The sequence below is a fragment of the Pandoraea iniqua genome, assembly GCF_902459685.1.
In the GTDB taxonomy this organism is placed as follows: domain Bacteria; phylum Pseudomonadota; class Gammaproteobacteria; order Burkholderiales; family Burkholderiaceae; genus Pandoraea; species Pandoraea iniqua.
On the sequence record NZ_CABPSF010000006.1, the window covers coordinates 53,364 to 71,633 of the forward strand.

Genomic DNA, 18,270 nt, shown 5'->3' on the forward strand with positions numbered 1-18,270 from the left:
GCGTCAGGCCGTTGCGGCTTCCGTCGGCTCAGAATTTGCCGTAAGTGTGAGGTGCAGGCCAAGAGCACTTACGATTTTCACTATGGTGGCAAATTCCGGGTTACCTGTTTCAGACAGCGCCCGATAAAGCGCTTCACGAGCGATCCCGGATTCTCGTGCAAGTGCACTCATTCCCCGCGCACGGGCAACTGTGCCGAGTGCCCGCTGAATCTCGCGCGGGTTTCCCCCTTCGAAGGCGAGCGACAAATAGTGTCGGATCGTCTCGTCGTCCTTGAGCGCCTCAGCGGCGTCAAACTCTTTAAATTCACTCAGTTTCATTTCTCAGTCCTCCAACTCGTCAGCCAGCTTCTTTGCGTGTTTTATGTCTTTTGCCTGTGTCGACTTGTCTCCACCGCAGAGCAGGACCACGAGCACGGCACCGCGTTGTACAAAGTACACGCGATAGCCCGGGCCGATATCGACCCTCAATTCCGACACACCTACTCCGACCGGTGGGTTGCCAAGCGCGAGACGGTCGAGCCGTTGAGCGATGGTGGCGATGCCCTTACTGTCACGCAGACCGGAAAACCACTTGCTGAACTCGGGGTGTTGAAGCATTTTCGTCATGAATCAAAATGTAATCCATGAGTTACAGTTTTGCGATGGAAGGTTGCTTTGCAAAGATTTACCAGTGGCTGGATACGGGGAGACGTTTGCGAAGCCATTCGACCACCCGGGTGTGCGGCGCTTCGGCATCGGCGTACGCAAATGCGTACCCCGTGCGACCGTGGTATCGCCCGCTGGTGATACTCGTCCAGAAAAAAGCGCCTTGCTCGCTCGGCATTCCTCCAAAGAACGTGAAAACGCGGACGTTGGTCGGCCGACCCTCGTCACCCAGCGTGGGCACAGTGGCCCCGCCATCCATTTGCACCAGTCGAACCAGTCGGTCGCTGGCACGATATTGAGAGCTGCGTCCAGCATGCGGCGGTCGGCAACCGGGGCGGAGGTGTCGGAAAGAAGGGGCGGCATGATTGCGGCGCTGTATTTTTGCACAGCACGCGCCACCCACAACAAGCGCCACCTTTCCGTAGGCTTTGTGGGCGATAATGAACTAGTTACAAAGTGTAAAAAACCGGTTGATAGTCATGCAAATAATTGTTTTTAAACAAAAAATATGTTTTTGCTGTAGGTAAAATGAGGGAACTCTTTCTAGAACTGCGGTGAGGTCTCATTAAAATGCGATTCACTTAACAACCGCGGAGTAGCAAATGCAAGACGTTCCGAAATTCCTCTTTGAGTCGATTGTTCAACTTCAGGCCAATCCAACAGCATTGATAGCTGTTATTGCGATTTCGGCATTCCTACTTATCGGGTTCGCGCTGCGCGTAGTCTTGGCTGCGATCAATAGGGCCTAATATCATGTGGGCAAAATTCCCTAGCCGATGGGTTCTTACGAAGCCTTGCCCGCTTAAGTCGATAGAGTGGGGCAAGCACAGAGTTCAAGGGACGGCCGCGTTCGTCCTATTGATGGCAATCGCTATCAAGTTGAATCAATCACATATGGGCAGTGCGGCAGTCCGCACCACAAGGGTCGCGGTTACCTATAGTGAGTTTGAAGACCTGACGGGATTTTCGCGGGCGACCATTTCGGGGGCCTTAGAACTGCTGGAAGGGATGAATGCGATCACGTCGGAGAGGGTGGGCAGGCGCCGGTACTACGACCTTCCGCAGACGGCAGTCATGGGGGATTGGTGTCAATTGCCGCAGAAGCACTTGATCGGAGGGACAGCGAGCGGTGTGCTGCGTCGCCTGACGACGTTGCCGACCTCTAGGCGAGCATGTCTGAACGCAATGAAGTTATATGTTCTCCTGCTAGCGTATCGCAATCGGAGGATCAACATCGCCGCAATTGGCTATGACAAAATCATGGAGCTGACTGGCATGAGGCGGCAGGACATACCCGAAGCCAGTTCGCTGCTGGTTGCTCATGAGTTGATTCGGGCGCAAGGCGAGACTGACGACATGCAGATCGAATACAGGAGCAAGCGCTATAGGGTTATTGGATTGGAGGCGGTAGTGGGCGGCATGGTGGCGAGCACGGCCTTCTAAGAATTTCTCGATCCGCTGATGCGTGAAGAACCGTCATCGCGCAATTGAGTGGCATACACACCGTACAATCGCCTGACCCAATCCGCTTGTCGTCAGGTGCGAAGATATGAAAAGAAAATTCGTTGGAGAGTGTTCGCTTACTGGGGAGCATGGACAATTGGTAAAGTCACACCTTATCCCTCGTGCGCTCACGCGACTTTCTCTTGCCGGGGAAAAGCACATTCAATTTGCGATTGGCGGGCGAGGGCAGCGGGTGCCCGACAGTTGGTATGACTTGAAACTTGTCACGCAGAAGGGCGAGGATATCTTGAGCGATATTGATTCTCGCGGAATTGAAGAACTAAGAGCGCATCATCTTGTGTGGAGCGGTTGGGGTGGGCGAGCGGTGCTTTGCTCGGTCTTGGAGTTGGAGGCCGGCGCACCATTCCGCATGCTGCGTTTGTCCGATACTTCTACTCTTCGCTTGTTTTTTCTGAGTCTGCTTTGGCGTGCCGGTGCGTCCGAGCTAGACGCGATGACGTATGTGCAGCTAACCACGGCTGAGCTCGAAGATTTGCGCAAGCGTGTTTTGTCGTGCGACCCGGGGAGTGTGGCGAATTTTCCCGTCGTACTCCACCAGCTTTCGACTTTAGGGCCTCCTCACAACCGCGTGCCGCTTCTCGAAGAGGAGCCCTTGTTCGGTCTCGATGGGCAGGCAACCGGAGAGGTTGTGAGCTATGTCAGGTTTTATTTTGAGGGGTTAGTTGCTCGCATCTATTTGGGGTCTCGCCAGCCACTTCCCGACTGGATCGAGCAAATCGCACTTCGTGACGATGGTAACGCCCTGATCTCGCTCCGTCCCTTCGACGATTCGCGAACGAAAGACGATATCAATAGCCTGATGGCTGCGTATGATCGATGGACACGGCAGTGCGACGGCACTCGCGGCTGAGCGCAGGTGATGGCGCTCGCTCTCGGGGTGAGTCGCGATGCGAGTAGTCGATAAATTTCGCAATGCAGCGGCCTGTAAAGCTGCATCAGTGAGTGTGCAGTGTCGGCAAAAAGCGCCCTGATGGATAAGGGCGTTTCGTTTCGTCGCGTAATGATTTGCGATGCTACTGACGCATAACCTTGTTCCAGTCGATTTCGTAACCTGCCGCCTCCAGTTCCCGGCCAAGCGCCATTTTCCATGCACCATCGTCGTTCATGGCTTCCCATACGACACCGGCAAAGTCACTCGGGATGTCGAGCGTTCCGCGTTTAAGGGTACATACCCGCTCACGTCCAAGCCTTCCCAAGAAAAATCCGAGTTCGAGGAGTACGTTTTGTCGTGCGCGAGGCTCTGGCGTACCGCCGACGGCATGCCCAACGTCGTCGGGCGACATGATTACTACAGCAAACCCGACGTTTCCGTGAGCAACGACTTTCTCGATGACGGTGCGTCCCTGATTGGCTTGTTCGTGCAGGATAATGGCTTTGAATTCGAGTCGTTCTAGGAACCGGGCAACGGATTGCAACGCGGCCACGTCGTGCCCGTGGACCACGAAGACGCTTCTGTCCATCGAGGGCTGTGCAGCTTGTTCCTGACTCAGATGGGAAGGCGGGTGGTCGTGCTCGCTGTCTGCAAGGTCCTCGGCAAGTGCCTGCTTCGCGGCACCAAGCAGACTAACTGCGGTAGCAATTTGCTCTTTGACACCATCCACATATTCCGATTGCGGGATCGAGTAGCCCATAGTGATAATGCCCGGCGACCCGTACAACGTCGCAGCATCACTGTATCGGTGGAAAGCCGACGTTGCCTCGCCAAAACTTCGGACCAGCGTGTCCGTAATTGACCTAGACAACGCCTGAAGCGCCGGGGAGTCGCCATCGACGGTGGAACTCGGATCGAATGCCTTCAATTCTTCGACCCGAGTGTCGATGCGCTCCATGCATCTGCGGATTTGCTCAGGTGTCAGGTTGGGTTTCGGGGCGGGTTGTGGTACTGGTTTTCTTGATCGCGAGACCATGCTTGTTGTTCTCTCCACTTGAATGTTGAAAGAACTTACCAAATTTGGCGCTATTTGAGGTTATCGAGGTTTGGGCGGCAGTCGGAGTAGCTCCGCAACAACAGGCTCGTCACATTCGTATTGAATTGCACCAAATTTGCAGCGTATTTATATAAGTACATGAAAAATATGGTGATATGGTTCTGGTCCCCGGTATCACATACCGTTTTTTGAGCGCAGGCGCACGAAGAACCGGTCACGTATTCTTTTCCGAATCGCAATCTCCCCAATCGGGCCGATTGACGTTGTTTTCGCCGACGTCATCGAGCACGAACGCATCGCCCGGTTGCACCATACAAGGCCGTCGATCCGGCACCTACCTTTGGGGAATGCATGCAATCACTTTCTGTGCAGCGGTCCAAGCGCAAATATATTTTGCTGTTGCTGGGGTGTCTCGGCTTTGTCATCGCCGGTGCTTTCATCATCCGGTCTGGCGGGACGCACCGGCATTCAGCCACTTCGGCGTTGTGGATCGGTTGGTCGACCATCGTCTTTTTCGGCGCAGGCATTCCGATTGCCTTGTGGCAACTCTTCGATGGACGCCCCCGTTTGCAGATCGACGGCAACGGCATTCTGGACCGAAGACTTGGCGTGGGCCCGATTCCATGGTCGGAAATCACCGGCGCCTATATCAAGGCCGCCGCGGGCAATGCCTTCATCTGTCTCGACGTCAACGATCCGGAAAAATGGCGGCAGAAAATGTCGAAAGCTCAGCGCATGTTGGTCGCGGGCAATGTGATGCTTGGCTACACCGCGCTTGTGCTGAATGTCAGCGACGTCAAAGAGGACCCCGCCGCGATCCTCGATCTCATTCTCAAGAACCTGACGACGTGGCATGACACGCGAAGTCAGTTCGTCGGCTGGACCGGCTGAACCTGCCATAGCGGCAGCCGCCAGTCACGTTTTCTTCAACGGTGCCATGAAATTAGAAGGTTAACTTGCAAGTTAGCCTTCCGAGTTCTATGCTCCGTCCATGACTGTTCCCAACGAATCCGAAAGCGCTATCGCCGACCTGTTGCCGGTGATGGGCCAACTCATGCGCCGCCTGCGGGCGGTGACCAACACCCGTGAATTGAGCTGGTCGCAAGTGGCTGTCATGGCGCGTCTTGAAGAGGCCGGTCCCATGACGACTGCCGATCTAGCCCGTGCCGAAGCCGTGAAGCCGCAGTCGATGGGCGGCACGCTGGCGGTCATGGAGGCGGAAGGGCTGGTGCAGCGGTACCCGCATCCGGACGATGGCCGGCAGATGCTCGTTTCGCTCACCGACGACGGCCGCGAGACGCGGCGTAAGGTGCGGCTCGCCAAACACGACTGGCTGATGCATGCCGTCGCCGATTTCACGCCGGCCGAACGCAAGACGCTTGTCTCTGCGGTCGACCTCATTCGCCGACTCGGCAACTCTTGAAACACATCAAACTCACGATGCCACTCTCACAACTCGATTCCCGTCCCGGCTTGCCCGCGCTTGTCGTCATCGACATGCAGAAGGGCATCGTCAGACTGCCGACCGCCCACCCCGTCGCCGACATCACGGCCAACAACGTCGCGCTGTTGCGTGCCTTTCGTGCCAAGGGGCTGCCGGTGGTGCTGGTGAATGTTGCGGGTCTGCCGCCGGGCCGCACCGACGCGCCGAAGCACGCAGGACTTCCCGCCGATTGGGCCGAACTCATTCCTGAGCTTGAACAGCAGCCGGATGATCACACGGTCACCAAGCGGCAGTGGGGCGCGTTTTATGGAACGTCGCTCGATCAGTTTCTGCGCCGTCGCGGTGTCACGCAGGTCGTGCTTGCGGGCATTTCCACGAGCATTGGCGTGGAGTCCACCGCGCGCAATGCGCACGAGTTCGGCTACAACGTGGCGCTGGTGCTCGACGCGATGACCGATCTGAATCTCGTCTCTCACGAGCACAGCGTTGAGAAAATCTTCCCGCGCCTCGGCGAGACGACGACCACTGCCGACGTGCTCAACGCACTGACGCAGCGCGTTGATAGCTGAATCGTATTATTTGAACGTGTGCAGATAGGCCAGCAAGTCCGCGATCTTGCGCGGATTGCTGATGCCCCAGAAGCGCATCTTGGTCCCGGGCACCAATTTGCCCGGGTTCTCGATGAAGGCGGCGAGCGATTTGTCGTCCCAGACGATGCCCGACTGCTTCATCGCATTCGAATACTCGAAATCCTTCAGGCTGCCGGCGTGGCGGCCTGCGATCGCGTTCAGTTGCGGGCCGAACCCCGAGCTCGCCATCGGGCCCACCGAGTGGCACGACGAACAGCGGGACGTGAAGAGCGTTTTCCCCTCGGCAATATCGCCCGCAGCAAAGGCCGGTGAGGCGAACGTCAGCGCCAGAAGAAGCAGGGGGCGCATGGCAGCAACGGGTAAGGGAAAACGGGTCATCGGCGGACGGAAGTTGAGAGGGTGATGCGACAAGCGTGGTGCGGGCAAGGCGTTAAGTTACCGCGTTCTAAATCTCGGGGCCAGCGATTCTGCTGCAACACGTTGCGACATCCTGTCGCGGTGCTTGCTCACGCTGCTCTCGCACCTTTCAAACTTCACGCCACTCACGCAACCTGATGGCAACTCGCGCCCGGCCGCTGCCATTCGTCGCATCCCCGTCGAGAAGTGCTCCGCAATCTCCGATGCTTCAGTTATCGCCGCTGCTGAGCGGTCATCTTCCGGAGAGTTGCGATGGCGTTTTTGTCACATGTCCCGATGTGGGTCGGGATTCTGTTTTTGGCGCTGGTGGGTTTGGGCCTGTCGGCAACACGAACGCAGCAAAAGCCGTTGTGGGCGGCACTGGCGATGCCCGTCGCCATGACGCTGTTCTCGGCGTATGGCGTCGCGAATACCTTTGGCGCGAGCACGCCGTCGCTGATCGCGTGGACCAGCGCGGTGGTGATTGTCGTGGTGATGCGTGCCGCGTTGGGCATCTGGGGAGACGTGCGCTGGCTGCCTGAGACACGCAGGGTGCTCGTGCCGGGAAGCTGGATGCCGCTGGTCTGGATGCTCGCAATCTTCGCGATGAAATTTGCCGTGGCGGTGCAACTGGCGATGCATCCGGCGCTGCATGAGCAAGGCAGCTTTGCCGCGTGGATCAGCCTTGCTTACGGCGCGTTCACGGGGGTGTTTCTCGGCAGAGGGCTGGCGATTCGCCGCGCGATTCGGCTGGCCGGTAACAAGGCGGTGCCGATGACTTCGTAAGTGATTTTGTAAGGGGTGACGCGAGTGATGCGAGTGATGCGATGAGGACAAGCCGTGGCGTCGCATCGCTGCGACGCCACATTCACGCGTGTCGATCAGAAGGTCACGATGCCTTCGTCACGCTGTCGGGCAGATCGCGCCCATGGTACTTCTTGTAGATCGCGTTGAGCTTGCCGTTCTTCAGATTGGTCTTTACCCATTCGTTGAGCCACTCTTTCAGGCGCGGTTGATCCTTGTTGAGTGCGATGCCGAGATCGAAGTCCTTCTGCGTGAATTTCAATTCAAGGTTCTTGCCCGGCGCGCGCTTGACCATTTCGCCGAGGTTCGACGGCGTGCTCGAGAAGATGTCTACCTGACCCGTGACCATCGACGTGATCAACGTCGCGTCGTCTTCATAGCGCACGATCTGCGCGCCCTTGGCATTCTGTGTGGTCTCGGTGTCGTTGACGGTGGCGCGCGTGAGGCCGATGCGTTTGCCGTCCAAGTCGGCGTAGCTCTTGATGTTCATGCTCTTCGGGCCGCCGACAATGATCGAGATCACCGCGTACGGCACCGAGAAGTCGATGACCTTCGCGCGCTCGGGCGTGATCGACAAGTCGGCCACCACGACGTCGGCACGGTTGGCTTGCAGCGTCGGCACGCGCGCGGCGTTGGTCACCGAGACGATGTCGAGCTTCACGCCGAGATCCTTGGCGAGCAGTTGTGCCGTTTCGACGTCCGAGCCTGCGGGTTGCAGGTTGGCATCGGCAAACGAGAACAGCGGCGTGCCCATGGCAATGGCGACGCGAATCTTGCCCGCCTTCTTGATGTCGTCGAGCTGATCGGCCAGCGCAGCGTGCGCCATGGCGCCGAGCACAACGGCGGTACAGGCTTGGGCGAAGAGTGTCTTGAGTTTCATGCAGTGGTCTCCTTAGCGTGATGTGTTGTCAACTGCGTTTAGCGAATGGGCGAGCGCTCACAGGCCATTGGCGAGGAACGTGCGCAGTTCGGGCGTCTTCGGGTCGTCGAGCATTTCACCCGGACCGACTTCCCAGACCTTCCCCTGATGCATGTAAATGATCTGATCGGCCACGCGCTTCGCGAAGGCCATTTCGTGCGTGACCAGCAACATCGTCATGCCGCCGGCGGCGAGGTCTTCCATCACGCGAAGGACTTCGCCAGTGAGTTGCGGGTCGAGTGCGGAAGTCACCTCGTCGAACAACATGACTTTCGGTGACATCGCCAACGACCGCGCAATAGCTACGCGCTGTTGCTGCCCGCCCGAGAGCTGTTCCGGATAGCTGTCGGCCTTTTCTGCGAGGCCCACTTGGGCGAGCACGCGCTTGGCAACGGTCTCGGCTTCGCTGCGCGGCATGCGCTTCACATGACGCAGCGCGAGCATGATGTTCTCGCGCACGCTCAGGTGCGGAAACAGGTTGTAGCTCTGGAAGACGATGCCGACTTCGCGGCGCAATTCGTGCAGATCGATCTTCGGATCTTCCACGCGAATGCCGCACACTTCGATGGAGCCTTCGTCAATCGTCTCCAGCCGGTCGATGCAGCGCAGCGCCGTACTTTTGCCCGAACCGCTCGCGCCGATGATCGCGACCATCTTGCCGCGCTCCACTTCGAACGACACGCCCTTGAGCACCGGGTTGTCGCCGAAGCGCTTGTGAATCTGGTTGACCTTAACGATTGCCGACATTGAGTCTGTCCTCCAGTGCCGCGCTCCAGCGTGAGAGTGGGTAGCACAGCACGAAATAAAACACCCCTACCAGCGAGAACACGAGGAAGGGCTGGAAAATCGAGTTGTTGATGATCTGGCCGGCGCGCGTGAGCTCGACGAAGCCGATCACCGACGCCAGCGACGTCATCTTGATGATCTGCACCAGAAAACCGATCGTGGGCGGCAGCGACAAACGAATGGCCTGCGGAATGATCACGAGACGCAACGTCTGCCAGCGCGTGAACGACAGGCATTCGGCCGCTTCCCACTGCGCTTGTGGCATTGCTTCCACGCAGCCGCGCCAGATGTCGCCCAGATAGGCGCTCGTGTAGACCATCAGCGCGAGCGCTGCGGCCACGATGGCGGGCAATTCGAAGCCGTACACCGACAGGCCGAAATACACGATGAACAGCAGAATCAGCAGCGGTATGCCCTGAATCGCTTCGATGAAAACTTGCGCCGGCAGGCGCAGCCAGCGACGCGGCGAGATGCGTGCAAGCATCACCAGAAAGCCGCCGGCGCTGCCGAGCACGAACGCGATCAACGAGAGCACCAGCGTCCAGCCGATCGACTGCACGAGATAGCCCAGATAGGTCCACGAAAAACTGCCGATCATGACGCGCTCCGTTGCGCGGGGGTACCGCTGGTGTTGGTCGCACTGCCGCCATTGGCTACTGCCACGCGGGCGGCTGTCGCGCGACGGCGGGCGGCTTGGGCGGTTTGGGCCGCGGCACGCCGCACGGTGCGGCGGCGCTTGAACAGGTATTCGCCGAATGCCCATGCCACGAGCTTCACCAACAGCGACAGCGCCACATAGAGCACGGCCACGACGATGTAGGTCTCGAGCGAGCGGAACGTGTCCGACTGCACCGTGTTGGCGACAGCGGTGAGTTCTTCAGCAGAAATCTGCGAGGCCATGGCCGAGGCCTGCATCATCAGAATGAATTGCGTCGTGAGCGCGGGGTACACCTTCTCGATGGCCGGTTGCAGCATCACGTGCCACGCGATGCGCCATTTCGACAGGCCCAGACACTCGGCGGCTTCGATCTGGCCACGCGGCACCGACTCGATGCCCGCGCGGATGATCTCTGCCGCGTAAGCGCCGATGTTGATGACCATCGCGATGACTGCCGCCGCGAACGTCGGCATGTGAATGCCCAGACTCGCGAGACCAAAATAGAGAAGGAAGATCTGGACGAGGAAGGGCGTGTTGCGCACCGACTCGATATAGATGCCGCACAGTCGCGACAACAGGCGGTAGCGGCTTCGTTTGGCGAACGCTACGAGTGTGCCGAGGGCCGTGCCGATGATCACGGACAGCACCGTCATCTTCAGCGTCAGCCACGCGCCTTCCAGAAAAACTGGCCAATAAGGGACCAGTGGAGCGAAATTCAACGAAAAATGCATGGCTAACGCCTGTCTCCGGTGACGTTCGGGGCCGACGCGCCAGGCAATGGATAAGCGGCTATGACATCCGCGATCGCCGTGGTGGGTCTTTCTTGTACGTCGTCATATAAGTGATGTGATTTTGCGCATTGGTATTCCGCATTGTCAATACCGGAGGCTTGCGGGGATACCCGAGGCTATAGCCTTGATAGGACTAGGGGTAAGTCGCTCGGGATGCCGTGCAGCGGGGATCTGGCAGGCCTGTGAGGCCGCCTCAACGATCGGTTGACGGGGACGTGTTTCCACCATGTCATCGTATCTCTTGGCCCGGTGAGAGCGGCGGGCTGAAAAGGAGACGCGGGGGGGAGATGCCGGGTGCCGCGTGGCAAGGGACCTTTTATAATTGCGCTTTATCGCTCGCGGGCCCGGCTTTGGGTCCGCGCACCTGCCGAGTCCGTCATGACCACCACCGACCGCAAGCCCCTCACCCCGAGTTCAACCACTGTGGTGTTCGCCCGGCCTGACGCCGAGCGTTGCTGTGAGCGGATGTCACTGGGTATGACGTGCGATGGCGACGCTGCGTCGCAAGGCGGGGTCTGATGGCCTTGTCCGCAACGCCGCTCGACGAACTCGACCGGAATCTGCTCGCGCTGTTGCGCGTGAACGCCCGCGAGAGTGCGGCCAATCTCGCGCGTCGGCTGGGTGTGGCGCGCACGACGGTGCTTGCACGCATCGGGCGCCTTGAGCGCGCGGGCGTGATCGCGGGCTATACCGTGCGGCTCGGGCAAGACGCCGTAGGTGGCGGCTTGCAGGCATGCGTGGGTATCAGCGTGCAGCCGCGCTCGGGACGCGATGTCCAGCGACGGCTCGACAAGATGCCCGAGATTCATCTGCTTTGTACCGTTAGCGGCGAGTTCGACTACGTGGCGTGGCTGCACGCGGCGTCGCCCGATCAACTCGATGCGCTGCTCGACACCATCGGCGAGATCGACGGCGTGACGCGTACCACCACGTCCGTGGTGCTCGCCCGGAAGATCGACCGGGGCGGCGTGTTGCCGTAATCCGGTGTCGATGCCGTCCTAATACCGTACTAATTCGGTGCTAAGAATTCGGCGCTAAGGTGTCGACCGGCCATCGGGCAGGGCGGTTTGGCAATCCCGGACGGGATTTTCCGCAGGCTTGGTAATTTTCCGTAAACGCTAAGTGGGTGTTTGCTAAGAAATCTGCGACGCCATGCCGCGGCGGGCGTGCCTTGTTGTTGCGCCGCAGCAAGGTGTGACGGTGTGCCGGCGCGGCCAACCCCGCGCCTGTCGGGCGTCCCCGCGATTTGGTGAGTCTGCGGCGAGTGCGCAACGCTGGCGCGCGACCGGAAGCGAGGCGTTCCAGTCCTGCGCAAAAATGGGGCAAAATGCGTCCCAATCGTCTTCTCAATCCCCGCAATACCCCATGGAGCGTCGACTTCAGGTTTGTCGGGTAGTGGCGATAGTGCTAAACTTATTGAGAATAATTTGCATTAACTTCCTCACATTCTGGAGTTTGTATGCGCGTGAAATCCCTCGTGGCAGCGGTGCTGCTCGCCGGTGCGGCGACCCTGGCGCAAGCCGCCGAGTTTCCGATCGGTAAGCCGCTGGTCACGGCAGGCATGGAAATCAATACCGTTTATCTGCAACCGATCACGATGGAACCGGCCGGCATGATGAACGATGCCAAGAAGTCGGATATCCACCTCGAGGCAGATATTCACGCCGTGGCGAAGAACCCGAACGGTTACGCCGAAGGCGACTGGATTCCGGGTCTGGAAATCACGTACAAGCTGCAAAAGGCCGGTAGCGCGAAGGTCATCGAAGGTCTGATGATGCCGATGGTCGCGAGCGATGGCCCGCACTACGGCGACAACGTGAAGCTCGACGGCGTGGGCAAGTACACGCTGACGATGGTGGTGAATGCCCCGGGTACGCTGGCCGAATTCGGTTGCAAGATGGGCGCCGGCGCAATGGCCGCATCGGGCGCACACGCTGCCCACGGCGGTATGGGCCCGTGGTGCTTCGGCCGTCACGTCGACAAGGAAACCGGCGTGGGTCCGTGGTTCAAGCCGATCACGAAGACCGTCGAATTCACGTTCAGCGGTATTGGCAAGAAGGGCGGCTACTAAGCCCGGACTATCTTGATGCAGCGTTGGCCTGTTGGCGGGCCGACGCTGTTTTCATTTGGAGCATGAAGGATGATTCAGCGCATCGCGCGCCTGCTGGCCACGATGATGGCCGTGCTGGCCACGTTGTTCGCACTTGGCGGCCCCTCGCTTGCCCGCGCGGACGAACTTCCCACGTTCAAGCTGGAAATGAACAACGGCAAGCTCAACCCCGCCCGCATCGAAGTACCGGCCGGCAAGCGCATCAAGATCGAAGTGCATAACACCGGCACGAACGCGGTCGAGTTCGAGAGCCTGCAACTGCGCAAGGAAAAGGTGCTCGCACCGGGCGCGCAGTCGTTTGTGGTGATCGCCCCGTTACAACCGGGCGAGTACAAGTTTTTCGACGACTTCCATCAGCAGGCGCAGGGCGTGATCGTCGCCAAGTAAGTATCAGCAAGCATCAACAAGTATCAACGAGCAACACTAAAGGAATTGCACGATGGGTCAGGTCATGTTCATCGTCTGGCGCGAAAGCGTCGAGGCACTGCTGGTCGTAGGCATTCTGCATGCCTGGCTGGCCAACCCCGAGCACGGCGCCAAGCGCGGTCTGCCCTACCTGTGGGCCGGTGTAGCCCTCGGGATTGCGGCGGCTGTGGCGCTCGGTGCCGCACTGGTCGGTTTCACCGAAGTGCTCTCGGGCGACGCGCAGGATTACTTCCAGACCGCCATGGTGCTGATCGCCTGTGTGCTGATCGTGCAGATGGTGTTCTGGATGAAGCGGCATGGCCGCACGCTCAAGCGCGACATGGAGTCGTCGCTACAGAAGACACACGATCAGGGTACTTGGTGGGGTGTGTTGATTCTGGTGGCGCTGGCGATTGCCCGTGAAGGCAGCGAGACGGCGATCTTCCTGTATGGCATCGGTTTCGGTCAGCAGGGCAGTGTGCCGCTGACGATGTGGCTGGCCGTCGCGATCGGTTTCGTGCTGGCGCTGCTGACGTTCTGGCTGTTGCAACTGGGCGGCAAGGTGTTCTCGTGGCGACTGTTTTTCCGCGTGACGGAAATCATGTTGCTGTTCCTCGCGGCAGGCCTGCTGGAGTCGGGTCTGGACCGGTTGATCTCGCTGGAGCTCGTGCCGACACTGGTCGATCAACTGTGGGATACTTCCGCGATTCTTGACGACACCAGCCCGTTTGGCGGTCTGGTCGCCACGCTGACCGGCTACCGGGCCCACCCGGCCGGCATGAACCTGTTGGTGTATGCGCTGTACTGGCTGTTCATCTGGGCGCTGTTGAAGCGCGCAGGTGCCCCGGCCAAGCAGGTGAAGGCTGCATAAGCGGTAAATGAGCGGCAAATGAGCGGTAAATGAGCGGTAAATGAGTCGTAACTGAGCCGTACCCGGGCGGCATGCGCCGCCCGATTGGCCATTTGGCCAGACCGGCCCGCACGGACCACGCTGGATAAAGAGTCCGTCAGGCCGCTGAAGCAATCCCCCGAAGCACGAGTTGAGCATGAGCATCGCCATACCTGTCCCGAACCTGCTGGCCCGCGTGGGCCTTTGGATGCAACGCCACGGCAAACTGATCCGCGGCGTGCAGTGGGGCATCGTCTTGGTTTATGCGTTCCTCATCTGCGTGCCGGTCATGATGCCGTTGCCTGACGAGACGGCGCACATTCTCAACAACCTCACCGTCTTCGCCCAGTTCACCTTCTGGGGTATCTGGTGGCCGTTCGTGCTCATCAGCATGGTCTTGATGGGACGCGTGTGGTGCGGGGTGCTCTGCCCCGAAGGCACTCTCTCCGAATTCGCCAGCCGTCATGGCCGTGGCCGCGCCATTCCGCGTTGGATGCGCTGGGGCGGATGGCCCTTCGTGGCGTTTGCCGGGACCACGCTCTACGGCCAGATGGTCAGCGTCTATCAGTATCCGAAAGCGGTGCTGCTCGTGCTGGGCGGCTCGACCATCGGCGCCATGGTGATCGGTTACTTCTACGGACGCGACAAGCGGGTCTGGTGCAAGTATCTGTGCCCGGTCAATGGCGTGTTCTCGTTGCTGGCGCGCCTCGCGCCGTTCCACTTCAAGGTCAACGAAGACGCGTGGCGTCAGTCGTATCACACCAACGGTCACAAGATCATCCCCGTCAATTGCGCGCCCATCGTGCCGCTGCGCAATATGAAGGGCGGTGCGCAGTGCCACATGTGCGGCCGTTGTGCCGGCCACCGCGACGCGATCGAGCTTGCCGGGCGTTCGCCGAGCGAAGAAATCGTGAAGTTCGGCGCGACCGAAAACAATAGCGTTTGGGACAGCATTCTCCTGATGTACGGCCTGCTCGGCGTGGCCATCGGCGCGTTCCACTGGACCGTGAATCCGTGGTTCGTCACCGTCAAGACGGCGATTGCGTCGTGGCTCATCGATCGCAACATCATGTGGCCGTTCGAGACCAATGCGCCGTGGTTCGTGTTCACCAACTATCCCGATCAGAGCGACGTGTTCTCGTGGCTCGACGGCGGTCTGGTCGTCGCCTACATCGTCGGCAACGGCGTGTTGCTCGGCTTGGCCTTCACGATCATCTTTGCGCTGGCCAACCGCGCGATGGGCCCGTGGCAGACCTCGCGCTTCAATCATCTGGTGCAGGCGCTGATTCCGATTGCGGGCGCAGGCGTGTTCATCGGCCTGTCGGCGACCACGGTCAGCCTGCTGCGTGCCGAGCATCTGCCGGTGTACTGGGCCAACGACGTGCGTGCCACCATTCTGGCTGCCACCACGCTGTGGAGCCTGTGGCTGGGCTGGCGCGTCACGGGCCGCCACGCGCGCACGCTGGGCCGTCGTCTTGCCGGGATGACCGGCATCGTGGCGGCGCTGGCGCTGGTGAACTGGCTCTGGCTGTTGATGTTCTGGATCTGGTAAATCCGGTAAGCATGGTCTCACTGGCCGGAACCCCGCATTGGCGGGCATCCGGCGCGTGACCTACAATGTCGCCACAAGTCTCCCTGTGTGCCGCCCATGTTGCTCGCTCAACGCCTTCCGCTTTACTTCCGACTCGTTCGACTCGATAAGCCGATCGGCACCGTGCTGCTGTTGTGGCCGACGCTCGCCGCGCTGTGGATCGCCTCCAGCGGGCATCCCGATCCGCTGCTCGTTCTGATCTTCACGCTCGGTACCTTCCTGATGCGCTCGGCCGGTTGCGCGATCAACGATTACGCCGACCGTGACTTCGACAAGTACGTTAAGCGCACGCAGGAGCGTCCGATCACCTCGGGCCGCATTCGCGCGTGGGAAGCGGTGGCCGTCGCCGCGACGCTGGCACTGGCGAGCTTCCTGTTGATCCTGCCGCTCAATGCGCTGACCAAGTGGCTGTCGATCCCGGCGTTGTTCGTCGCGGGCACGTATCCGTTCACCAAGCGTTTTCTGGCGATTCCGCAGGCGTATCTGGGCGTCGCGTTCGGCTTCGGTATTCCGATGGCGTTTGCGGCTGTGCAAGATCAGGTGCCGATGCTGGCGTGGATTCTGCTGCTCTCCAACGTGTTCTGGTCGGTGGCCTACGACACCGAATACGCGATGGTCGATCGCGACGACGATCTGAAGATCGGCATCAAGACTTCCGCCATCACCTTCGGGCGCTTCGATGTTGCCGCCATCATGCTTTGCTACGTTGTGGCGTTGGGCATTCAGGCCGGCGTGGGCGCGTATCTGGGGTTTGGCTGGCCGTTCTGGCTGGGCATCGCGGTGGCGGTGGGTTGCGCCATCTATCACTACTTCCTGATTCGCGAGCGCGAGCGTATGCCGTGCTTCGCGGCGTTCCGTCATAACAACTGGCTCGGTGCAGCAGTCTTCGCCGGTATCGCCGGACATTACCTGCTGACGGCGCACGGCTGACGGCGCACAGCCGCGGAAAGCGCGGAGTAGCGCAGCAAAGAAAAACGGCGCGGTGATCTGTCGATCATTCGCGCCGTTTTTGCATTCACCGACACGTCGTGCCGGTGAAGTTGGATCTAAGCAGGCCTCAGGCATCCCCGAGTTCGTCGCCCAGTTCCTTCGCGCGCGTATTGGCGGCGTGCACACCGCGCACGATGGCGGCCTTGATCGAATCGCGATCGAACGAGCTGAGTGCGGCGAACGTGGTGCCGCCCTTCGAGGTCACGCGCTCGCGCAGCACGCTGGCGGGTTCGCTCGACTGCGCAGCCAGTTGCGATGCGCCAGTGAACGTGGCGATCGCCAATTGGCGGCCTTGTTCCGGCGAGAAGCCCAGTTCTTGTGCGGCTTGCTCGAGGGCTTCGATGAAATAGAACACGTAGGCCGGACCGCTGCCCGAGATGGCCGTGACGCCGTCGAGCTGGCTTTCCTTTTCCACCCAGACGATCTGGCCGGCGGCACCGAGTACCGTTTCGGCGCGCTTGCGCTGATCCGTGTCCACGCCCGAGAGGGCTGCCAGCCCCGTGATGCCCATGCCGATCAGGGCGGGCGTGTTCGGCATGCAGCGCACGATCTGGTTATGGCCGCCGAGCCAGCGGGCCAGATCCGACGCGCGGATACCGGCGGCGATGCTGATGACCAGTTGCGTGTTCAGGTGCGGTTGCAGGGCTTGGGCCACGTCCTTGAGGACTTGCGGCTTCACGGCCAGCACCAGCGTGTCGTAGTCGCGCAGGCGGTCGTTGGGCGCGCTGGCGGTTTCGATACCGTATTGTTTGACGAGGCCCTCGCGGGTCGATTCGTTGACGTCGATCGCGAGAATGTCGCGCGGTGCCGTGCCGCGTCCCACCAGTCCGCCGATCAGGGCGTTGGCCATATTGCCGCCGCCGATGAATGCAATTCTCATAACCATCCTTTGCGTTGCGTGAGTCGTTTGCGTCGTTACCGTGTCATGCCGTGGCGAGTCTGCGACTCGTCCGTCATCCGAAATCGCCTGCGTGCGCTACACCCGTAGCGCCTCAGGCTTGGGACCCGTAGTCACGGGCCCCGAAAATTGCGGTGCCGATGCGCACCATTGTCGCACCCTCGGCGATAGCGGCTTCCAGATCGCCGGACATGCCCATCGACAGCGTGTCGAGCGCCATGCCGTCGGCGCGCAGTGCGTCGAACAGTTCACGCATCGCCCGCAGCGGCGCACGTTGGCGCACGGGGTCGTCATCGGGTTCGGGAATGGCCATCAGGCCGCGCAGTTGCAGGTTGGGCAGGGCGGCAATCGCGCGCGCCGTCTCCGGCACCTCGGCCGGAGGAATGCCGCTCTTGCTGGCTTCACCGCTGATATTCACTTGCAGACAGACCTGAAGTGGCGGCATATCGGCGGGGCGTTGCGCGCTCAGGCGTTCCGCGATCTTGAGCCGGTCGACCGAGTGGACCCAAGCGAAGTGTTCCGCGACCGGGCGGGTCTTATTGCTTTGCAGCGGCCCGATGAAGTGCCATTCGAGCGGTTTGCCGTCGACCGTCGCGTCGGCCAGCGCCGCGATCTTGTCGAGGGCCTCTTGCACGTAGTTCTCGCCAAAGGCGCGTTGGCCGGCGGTCATGGCATCGCGCACTGCGTCGGCCCCAAAGGTTTTCGAGACGGCGAGCAGTTGCACGCTGCCGGCGGGTCGATGGGCGTTGGCGGTAGCTTGGGCGATCCGGGAGAGGACGGCGTCGAGGTGGGCGGCGATGGTCGACATGAGGCGAGTTCGGGCGTCGATGGGGGCGGAGGGCGGGAGCAGAAGTGCGTCACCGGCACGCCGATGGGGGTGCAGGCCAACGATTATAGCTGTG

At 60.3% G+C, this 18,270-nt stretch carries 23 protein-coding genes; 13 read left to right on the forward strand and 10 right to left on the reverse strand.

Annotated features, from left to right (window positions below):
* Positions 1-3: 3 nt before the first annotated feature.
* Together PIN31009_RS19645 and PIN31009_RS19650 are read right to left on the reverse strand one after the other, a co-directional pair.
* Entirely contained in the window at positions 4-318 is a 315-nt protein-coding gene (locus PIN31009_RS19645) for an addiction module antidote protein (RefSeq protein ID WP_150685790.1), read from the reverse strand.
* A gap of 3 nt (positions 319-321) precedes the next feature.
* Complete coding sequence (locus PIN31009_RS19650) at positions 322-606, reverse strand: type II toxin-antitoxin system RelE/ParE family toxin (protein WP_150685791.1); 285 nt, start codon at positions 604-606, stop codon at positions 322-324.
* Here PIN31009_RS19650 and PIN31009_RS19655 point away from each other — a divergent pair.
* The 3 genes from PIN31009_RS19655 (at position 605) to PIN31009_RS19665 (ending at position 3,019) form a co-directional block, all read left to right on the forward strand.
* Positions 605-1,144 carry a hypothetical protein gene (locus PIN31009_RS19655; RefSeq protein ID WP_150685792.1) on the forward strand — a complete coding sequence of 180 codons (540 nt, stop codon included), beginning with the start codon at positions 605-607 and terminating at the stop codon, positions 1,142-1,144. The genes PIN31009_RS19650 and PIN31009_RS19655 overlap by 2 nt on opposite strands.
* A 362-nt stretch (positions 1,145-1,506) precedes the next feature.
* A complete protein-coding gene (locus tag PIN31009_RS19660; RefSeq protein ID WP_150685793.1) occupies positions 1,507-2,088 on the forward strand; it encodes a helix-turn-helix domain-containing protein in 582 nt (193 codons plus the stop codon).
* 106 nt (positions 2,089-2,194) lie between these two features.
* Entirely contained in the window at positions 2,195-3,019 is an 825-nt protein-coding gene (locus PIN31009_RS19665; protein ID WP_150685794.1) for a hypothetical protein, read from the forward strand.
* A gap of 163 nt (positions 3,020-3,182) precedes the next feature.
* On the opposite strand, the gene PIN31009_RS19670 is transcribed toward PIN31009_RS19665, so the two are convergent.
* Positions 3,183-3,998 (reverse strand): TIR domain-containing protein, encoded by an 816-nt coding sequence (locus PIN31009_RS19670; RefSeq protein WP_246185766.1) that lies wholly within the window; start codon positions 3,996-3,998, stop codon positions 3,183-3,185.
* A gap of 450 nt (positions 3,999-4,448) precedes the next feature.
* Here PIN31009_RS19670 and PIN31009_RS19675 point away from each other — a divergent pair, with 450 nt between their 5' ends.
* From PIN31009_RS19675 to PIN31009_RS19685, 3 genes are all read left to right on the forward strand, one after another.
* Complete coding sequence (locus PIN31009_RS19675) at positions 4,449-4,988, forward strand: STM3941 family protein (protein ID WP_150791360.1); 540 nt, start codon at positions 4,449-4,451, stop codon at positions 4,986-4,988.
* A 100-nt stretch (positions 4,989-5,088) separates the two neighbouring features.
* On the forward strand, positions 5,089-5,520 hold the full coding sequence (locus PIN31009_RS19680) for a MarR family winged helix-turn-helix transcriptional regulator (protein ID WP_150791361.1): 432 nt from the start codon (positions 5,089-5,091) through the stop codon (positions 5,518-5,520).
* 17 nt (positions 5,521-5,537) lie between these two features.
* Positions 5,538-6,110 (forward strand): isochorismatase family protein, encoded by a 573-nt coding sequence (locus PIN31009_RS19685; RefSeq protein WP_150791467.1) that lies wholly within the window; start codon positions 5,538-5,540, stop codon positions 6,108-6,110.
* 6 nt (positions 6,111-6,116) lie between these two features.
* Here the strand turns inward: PIN31009_RS19685 and PIN31009_RS19690 are convergent, their stop codons facing one another.
* Positions 6,117-6,479 carry a c-type cytochrome gene (locus tag PIN31009_RS19690; RefSeq protein ID WP_150686110.1) on the reverse strand — a complete coding sequence of 121 codons (363 nt, stop codon included), beginning with the start codon at positions 6,477-6,479 and terminating at the stop codon, positions 6,117-6,119.
* Positions 6,480-6,800: 321 nt separating this feature from the next.
* Between PIN31009_RS19690 and PIN31009_RS19695 the strand changes: the two genes are divergently transcribed.
* Positions 6,801-7,313, forward strand: coding sequence for a DUF6622 family protein (locus PIN31009_RS19695; protein ID WP_150791362.1), 513 nt, complete (start codon positions 6,801-6,803; stop codon positions 7,311-7,313).
* Positions 7,314-7,416: 103 nt separating this feature from the next.
* Here PIN31009_RS19695 and PIN31009_RS19700 read toward each other — a convergent pair whose 3' ends face one another.
* The 4 genes from PIN31009_RS19700 to PIN31009_RS19715 are packed head-to-tail and all read right to left on the reverse strand — an operon-like array spanning position 7,417 to position 10,425.
* Positions 7,417-8,211: a transporter substrate-binding domain-containing protein gene (locus PIN31009_RS19700; RefSeq protein WP_150685799.1), complete on the reverse strand. Its 795-nt coding sequence runs from the start codon at positions 8,209-8,211 to the stop codon at positions 7,417-7,419.
* 57 nt (positions 8,212-8,268) lie between these two features.
* Entirely contained in the window at positions 8,269-8,997 is a 729-nt protein-coding gene (locus tag PIN31009_RS19705) for an amino acid ABC transporter ATP-binding protein (RefSeq protein ID WP_150685800.1), read from the reverse strand.
* Positions 8,981-9,634, reverse strand: a complete 654-nt coding sequence (locus PIN31009_RS19710) for an amino acid ABC transporter permease (RefSeq protein ID WP_150685801.1) — start codon at positions 9,632-9,634, stop codon at positions 8,981-8,983. The genes PIN31009_RS19705 and PIN31009_RS19710 overlap by 17 nt, the downstream gene beginning before the upstream one ends.
* Positions 9,631-10,425: an amino acid ABC transporter permease gene (locus PIN31009_RS19715; RefSeq protein WP_150791363.1), complete on the reverse strand. Its 795-nt coding sequence runs from the start codon at positions 10,423-10,425 to the stop codon at positions 9,631-9,633. Before PIN31009_RS19715 ends, PIN31009_RS19710 begins: the two co-directional genes overlap by 4 nt.
* A 578-nt stretch (positions 10,426-11,003) precedes the next feature.
* Here PIN31009_RS19715 and PIN31009_RS19720 point away from each other — a divergent pair.
* From PIN31009_RS19720 to ubiA, 6 genes are all read left to right on the forward strand, one after another.
* The gene (locus tag PIN31009_RS19720) at positions 11,004-11,465 is read left to right on the forward strand and encodes an Lrp/AsnC family transcriptional regulator (RefSeq protein WP_087691316.1); all 462 of its coding nucleotides are present in this window, start codon (positions 11,004-11,006) and stop codon (positions 11,463-11,465) included.
* Positions 11,466-11,944: 479 nt separating this feature from the next.
* A complete protein-coding gene (locus PIN31009_RS19725) occupies positions 11,945-12,556 on the forward strand; it encodes an iron transporter (RefSeq protein WP_058375888.1) in 612 nt (203 codons plus the stop codon).
* 102 nt (positions 12,557-12,658) lie between these two features.
* A complete protein-coding gene (locus PIN31009_RS19730) occupies positions 12,659-12,982 on the forward strand; it encodes a cupredoxin domain-containing protein (RefSeq protein ID WP_058379858.1) in 324 nt (107 codons plus the stop codon).
* Between the two features lie 52 nt (positions 12,983-13,034).
* Positions 13,035-13,871 carry an FTR1 family iron permease gene (locus PIN31009_RS19735; protein ID WP_150685804.1) on the forward strand — a complete coding sequence of 279 codons (837 nt, stop codon included), beginning with the start codon at positions 13,035-13,037 and terminating at the stop codon, positions 13,869-13,871.
* Between the two features lie 175 nt (positions 13,872-14,046).
* Entirely contained in the window at positions 14,047-15,441 is a 1,395-nt protein-coding gene (locus tag PIN31009_RS19740) for a 4Fe-4S binding protein (RefSeq protein ID WP_174997294.1), read from the forward strand.
* Between the two features lie 96 nt (positions 15,442-15,537).
* Entirely contained in the window at positions 15,538-16,410 is an 873-nt protein-coding gene (ubiA, locus tag PIN31009_RS19745) for a 4-hydroxybenzoate octaprenyltransferase (RefSeq protein WP_087722544.1), read from the forward strand.
* Between the two features lie 127 nt (positions 16,411-16,537).
* On the opposite strand, the gene proC is transcribed toward ubiA, so the two are convergent.
* Entirely contained in the window at positions 16,538-17,350 is an 813-nt protein-coding gene (gene proC, locus PIN31009_RS19750) for a pyrroline-5-carboxylate reductase (protein ID WP_087691320.1), read from the reverse strand.
* Positions 17,351-17,462: 112 nt separating this feature from the next.
* Positions 17,463-18,176: a YggS family pyridoxal phosphate-dependent enzyme gene (locus PIN31009_RS19755; RefSeq protein ID WP_150791364.1), complete on the reverse strand. Its 714-nt coding sequence runs from the start codon at positions 18,174-18,176 to the stop codon at positions 17,463-17,465.
* Between the last annotated feature and the right edge of the window lie 94 nt (positions 18,177-18,270).